The 5,754-nt window shown below is 59.2% G+C and carries 5 protein-coding genes and 2 rRNA genes; all 7 read right to left on the bottom strand.

Going from position 1 to position 5,754, the window contains the following annotated elements:
- Positions 1–67: 67 nt before the first annotated feature.
- Positions 68–1,519 carry a sodium/proline symporter gene (locus FVQ81_16465; GenBank protein MBW7998125.1) on the bottom strand — a complete coding sequence of 484 codons (1,452 nt, stop codon included), beginning with the start codon at positions 1,517–1,519 and terminating at the stop codon, positions 68–70.
- Positions 1,520–1,695: 176 nt separating this feature from the next.
- Complete coding sequence (locus FVQ81_16460; protein MBW7998124.1) at positions 1,696–2,934, bottom strand: HD domain-containing protein; 1,239 nt, start codon at positions 2,932–2,934, stop codon at positions 1,696–1,698.
- 463 nt (positions 2,935–3,397) lie between these two features.
- Complete coding sequence (locus tag FVQ81_16455; protein ID MBW7998123.1) at positions 3,398–3,745, bottom strand: methyltransferase domain-containing protein; 348 nt, start codon at positions 3,743–3,745, stop codon at positions 3,398–3,400.
- A gap of 64 nt (positions 3,746–3,809) precedes the next feature.
- Positions 3,810–4,841 (bottom strand): FAD-dependent oxidoreductase, encoded by a 1,032-nt coding sequence (locus FVQ81_16450; GenBank protein MBW7998122.1) that lies wholly within the window; start codon positions 4,839–4,841, stop codon positions 3,810–3,812.
- Complete coding sequence (locus FVQ81_16445; GenBank protein MBW7998121.1) at positions 4,739–5,029, bottom strand: FAD-dependent oxidoreductase; 291 nt, start codon at positions 5,027–5,029, stop codon at positions 4,739–4,741. Before FVQ81_16445 ends, FVQ81_16450 begins: the two co-directional genes overlap by 103 nt.
- A gap of 127 nt (positions 5,030–5,156) precedes the next feature.
- A 5S ribosomal RNA gene (gene rrf, locus FVQ81_16440) occupies positions 5,157–5,273 on the bottom strand.
- Between the two features lie 68 nt (positions 5,274–5,341).
- Positions 5,342–5,754, bottom strand: a 23S ribosomal RNA gene (locus tag FVQ81_16435); the annotation flags it as partial.

The raw sequence follows: 5,754 nt of genomic DNA, 5'->3' as shown, positions 1-5,754 counted from the left end.
TTTTTCATCGACTGGAAAGAAGAAAAGTATATGCCTTTTATCAAGATATCTTAATACTTCGACTTTCTTATGGAACCATCTCACTGCTGGGAGAATCCCCGGTTCTCCCAGCAAAAAAACTCACCACCCAGATCACCGCCAGCGCACCGAAAAAGCCAGGTATCATCTCGTATAGCCCGGTCGATTCCTTGAGCCAGATCGCCCAGACCACCGTGATCAGGAACCCGCTCACCATCCCGGCCACGGCCCCGGCCAGGTTGACCCGTTTGCTGAACAGGCTCATGATCACCACCGGGCAGTAGGCGCAGCCGATCCCGCTCCAGGCGAACAGGACGAACCAGAAAATCAGCCGGCTCTCGGAGAGACTGAAAAAGAACGCGACCACGCCCACGATCACGGTCATCACCTTGCCCCAGATCACCAGCCGGCGCTGGGGCGCATCGGGGTTGATCACTTTCTGATACAGATCGCGGATCACGGCGCTCGATAAAAGAATCATCAGCGAATCGGCGGTGGAGATAATCGCGGCCAGCACGATGGCGATAAAGATGCCGGTGATCCAGGCCGGGAACAGCTCGACGGCCAGCATGGGCATCACGAACTCCTGGTCGGCCAGACCGTCGAACAGCACCCGCCCGGCCATCCCGGCCAGCACGGCCCCGGTATCGACAACGAGGATGAAGGCCACGGCCACCCATTTGCCCACGCGCAGCTCATCCTCGTTGCGGGCGGCGATAAAGCGCACGAACAGCTGCGGGCTGCCCATGAATGCCAGGCCCACGCCGAGGAAGCCGACGATACTGATTACGCCGGCCAGGGTCCAGCCCTCTTTGCCGGAGATCGTCAGCACCAGCGGGTCGATTCCGCGCAGGGCCTCAAGCATCGGCCCGAACCCGCCGACCGCGGCTATCGCCACCACGGGCAGGGCCACCAGCCCGAGCAGCATCAGCAGGCCGTGGAAGAAATCGGCCCGGGCGACAGCTTTCAGCCCGCCGACCACGGTGTAGAACAGGATGATCCCCAGGCCGATCAGGGTGCCGGTGACGAAATCGATATCCAGGAAGACCTTGAACGCCTTGCCGATGGCGGTCAGCTGGGCCGCGATATAGCAGGAGACCATGAAAATCAGGATCACCGTGCCGATAATGCGCAGGAGGTGACGAGTGTCGGCGAACCGGTCCTCCAGGTAGTCGCCCATCGTGATCGAGCCGTAGCGCGACGAGAGGCGTTTGAACGGGCGGGCCATGATGAACCAGCCGATTCCCATGCCAAGCGTCTCGCCGATAATCACCCAGACCGCGTGCAGTCCCACCGCGTAGCCCATCCCGGTCAGTCCCAGCAGCAGCCAGCCGCTCTCGCCGGTGGCACTGCTGGAGAAACTGACTACCCAGTAACGCAGCTTGTGACCGGCCGCGTAGTAACCGTCCAGTGAATCGCTGTCGCTGCGGCTGAGCCAGCCGATCAACAGCAGGGCCACGAAATAGAGAATCATGGTGATTATCAGTACGGCCTGTTCCATTGCCTGCCTCCGGTTCGTTGGGATGCATACCTGTTCGGGTCAGCCTGCTGCAAACTACTCAGAGGGCAGCGAATGCGCCACACATTGTTGCGCCCACGCAAAACGCCCCTCCGGGGATGAAGCAGGCCCCGAAGAGGCGGTGGTTTTTGGGCGGCTGTTACCAGGTGGGAACGCGATCACTCCACAGTGGGGCGGATCTCCTTGTTCAGTTCCACCAGCGCGTTGGTCATCGTACCGCACTTGTAGTACTGCACCATCTTGCCCGACGGAGTCTGGATCGCGACCTGAGCCCGGCCGTAATGCTCGCAATCATGTTCCTTCTCGCGGTCCTTGCAGTAGACCATCCGCGGGACCTGACTGCCGCCGAGCTGCGGATACGGGCGCTGCATTCCGTAGGGGCATATGTCGAAGATTTCCTTGAGTTTCTGCTCGTAGTTCTCGATAGTCAGTTCCTGCAGGCCGAACAGTTCCGCCAGCTCCAGGACCATCGGCCAAGCGGGCGGGACCTTGCGATAGAGTTTCACCAGGGCCAGAGTCACACGGTTGATCCCCGCGCGCTGCGCCATCTTGCGGCCGATCTCACGCAACTGCACCGGGTTGAAATTATACCGCAGCTGATGAGGCATCGGACCGATCATCTCGTCCACCAGGTCGGCTAAATGCAGGACAGCCGCCAGCGAGCGTTTTTTTTCGGTGGCCAGGTCGATACGGTGGTGGTGCTCGATAGCGCGACGGATATCGGCTTTTGTCTGCGGCAGCATTGTCATCTGAGCCTTCCCGAACGCTTCGGCGGAAAGTCTGGCGTGCTCGTCGACCCACTCCTGGACCTGTCTGTCATTGAGTTCGTCGAGCTCACCCATCCGGGGATAGATTTCAGTTTGCAGGATTCCGATATCGTGCATCAGCGAGGCGGCAACCAGGTTGATCAGGGCGATAACCGACATGTGCAGCCTGACTCCCAGGGCAACAGAAAGTAAAGTGACCCTGAAAGTGTGATCGAGAAAGGCTGATTTGCTGTCCGCCCCTTCGCGGGAAGCGTTCTTGAACTGATAGACTTCGCGGATTATATCGGGGTTGGACAGCACCTTCTCCAGAACCCGTCCAACCTTTTCGCCCAAGTCCGCGTCGGAGAGGAAGTTCGGAAAGTCGCCGCCGGCCCTGATCGTGTCGGCAACCCTGCCGATATCGGCGGTGAGGATCTCGTGAAGCTTGACCAGCGTCCGGTCGTCTTCAACTATGTTCACGAAATGAGGCAGGGGTGAAAACTGGCTGGAAAAACGGTGGATCGACTCGATAACCTTCTCATCGAGGCCGTCCGGAATTTCCTGCGGTGTAAGCAGGTAACTGCCTGCTTTAAGAGAGATAGCGCTCTCGAGCAGCATTCCGGGAATAATATCCTCGACATGAATCAACAACTCTACCCCCCCCCCTGCCGTGGCGACTGGCAAGGCCGGGACGAGAGGTCCCGGAACTCGCGCGGGGGCTGCAGTCGATTACAGGCAGAACTCGATCGGTTAAAATCGGCAAACCGGCTCAACAAATCCGTCATTAAAAGCGGAGCAAGCTTCCTTCTATAAAGTTAACGAGATGCAGGGACTTGAGTTCAAGAGCCGTGCTGCTGCTTGCGAATATTTACTCGGACTTTAATATTATCACCCAACTAATCGTATTTGTCAACTAATTTAATAGCAGATTATCGATCGGCGTACGGCATTGAATTGCAACAGTTTAGCCGGTTTTCATCATATACGGGAATTGATTGCACCTGTCGTATCAGGCAGGGTCTTCGTGCGCAGGAGGGTATCGGACCTGAAGAATTGTACGGGATTGCTCGCCGAGGAAGAGGCCCTGCGCCGCCTCGGTCCTGTCAAGCTAGTCTTAGTCCTTGATATACACCGAGGGCCGGACATTCTTGAACCGGCTCACCAGGCCGGTCAGGCTTTCCGCGTGCCCGACCATCAGGTGTCCTCCGGGCTTGAGCAGCCTGTACATGTTATTCAGTACGCGGCTGCGTAAATCGCTGTCAAAATAGATCATCACGTTGCGGCAGAATATTATATCAAGCGGACCTTTGAGCGGATAGGGAAAGACCGACAGGTTCAGCCTGCCGAACTCGATCATTTCTGCACCACAGTCGGAAACGGCGTTGGCCCCTGGACGCCCAATGTTCGAGCAGCTCGGCGAGAGCATCAAAATGCCGGGACTCGCGGAAAAAATGAGTGCCATTCGTTGAAATCACGTCGAGCAGCCGGACCAGCTCCTGACCGGTGGTGTCGGCCTGGAGGCGAGGTCAGTTTCCGTTGATTATTTCGTCCACCACGTGGCCGGCGAACGCGAGGGCCGCGGTCATGCCGGGGGAAACCGCGTTGAGGACATGGGTGCTGGCGGGCAGGTATTCCACAACCATGTCGTTGACCATCCGGCCGCTGTTATCGACCATCTGGGCCCTGATCCCAGAGCGGCAGGGCTTAATTTGATCCATTGCCACATCGGGGGCCAGGGTGCGGATCTCGGCCAGGAAAGCGCGGTCGGAGAAAGATATCCTGCCGTTGTGCCAGACGAGGCGCAGGAACTTGCCGCTGGAAACCAGCCGCCAGAAGTTTAGACTGGCGATCATGCCGATGCTGTCGCCGGGGACAATCTGCTTGTCGTAGGCCTCGCGGCCGAACGAGAGCATGGCGGTGGGTCCGGCCAGCACCCGGCCATCGACCGTTTTCGTAAAATGCACGCCGAGGAACGGGTAGCGCAGATCGGGTGCCTGGTAAACCATCGAATTCACGGGCAGCCCGGTGATTTCCATGTATTCGCCGCGGAAGGGGATAATCCGCTTGCCCTTGCCGGCGCCCATCATGCGGGCGATCCGGTCCGAGTAGAGTCCGGCGCAATTGATCACGTGGCCCGCCTCGAAATCCCCGGCCTTGCTGACCACGGTATTTTTCCTGATGGCGGTCACTTCGGCGTTCATCACGAACTGCGCGCCCTTTGCCCGGGCGTCATCGGCCACCGCGCGGACGAACGCCTCGCTGTCGACAATCGCGCCGTTGGGGCTGAGCAGGGCGTTATCCCCCACGGCCGAGGGCTCCCGCTCGGCCAGCTCGCCAGCCTCCATGATCCGCAGGCCCTCCACCCCGGCGGCGGCGCCCATCTCCAGCAGCGTGTGCAGCACCGCCAGCTCGCGCTCGTCGCGGCTGACCACGATCGTGCCGCAGCGCTCCATCCTCACGCCGTGCTCGGTGCAGAACTCGCGCGCGAGCCGGTTGCCCTCCACCGCCATGCGGGCCTTGAGCGAGCCGGGCTGCTGGTTGATCCCGCTGTGGAGCACGCCGCTGTTGCGCTGTTGCGGCCCGAGGCGTGGAGGCCCAGCTCGGGTTCCTTGTCGAGCACAACCACGGGTCCGCGGCCGCGGGAGGCCAGCTCGCGGGCTACGGAGGAGCCGATAATCCCGCCGCCGATGACGAGGCAGGGGTATTTTCCAGAGATGCCAGCGGACACCTGCGCAACCCCGGTCAGCGTGAATGAGCATTAGCTTTCAGAACGCGGATAAGATAACAACGGAAAGCCGTCCGCGCCAGACGGCGGAGGGATAAGGGGCAACAAAAAACCCCGTCCTTGTGTAAGGACGGGGTTTTAAGGAAAAAGCCGGCAACGACCTACTCTCCCACGGGGTCACCCCCGCAGTACCATCAGCGCAGAAGGGCTTAACTGCCGTGTTCGGAATGGGAACGGGTGTTTCCCCTTCGCTGTAGTCACCGGCAAAGGTGATTTTTGAAAATCGATTGCCTTGTCAAGACACGAGCGCCCAAGTGACAAAGAAATTAAATCAGGTCAAGTCTCACGGCCTATTAGTACTGGTCGGCTGAACATGTCGCCATGCTTATACCTCCAGCCTATCAACCTGGTAGTCTTCCAGGGGCCTTCAGATCGCACGCCGAAGCGAGCGAAGGGGAGATCTTATCTTGAGGAAGGCTTCCCACTTAGATGCTTTCAGCGGTTATCCCGTCCGAACATAGCTACCCAGCGATGCACCTGGTGGTACAACTGGTACACTAGAGGTTCGTCCATCCCGGTCCTCTCGTACTAGGGACAGACCCTCTCAAATCTCCTGCGCCCACGGCGGATACAGACCGAACTGTCTCACGACGTTCTAAACCCAGCTCGCGTACCGCTTTAATAGGCGAACAGCCTAACCCTTGGGACCTTCTCCAGCCCCAGGATGCGATGAGCCGACATCGAGG

The sequence above is a fragment of the Candidatus Glassbacteria bacterium genome (assembly GCA_019456185.1).
Classification (GTDB): Bacteria; Gemmatimonadota; Glassbacteria; order GWA2-58-10; family GWA2-58-10; genus JAJRTS01.
Note: the sequence above shows the minus strand (reverse complement) of the source record. Positions and strands in the feature narration are given on the sequence as shown.

What these genes read in the sequence shown, in the direction of transcription:
- FVQ81_16465 (MBW7998125.1), bottom strand. Translation starts at nt 1,519, where the DNA reads ATGGAACAGGCCGTACTGATAATCACCATGATTCTCTATTTCGTGGCC.
- FVQ81_16455 (MBW7998123.1), bottom strand. Translation starts at nt 3,745, where the DNA reads ATGGCACTCATTTTTTCCGCGAGTCCCGGCATTTTGATGCTCTCGCCG.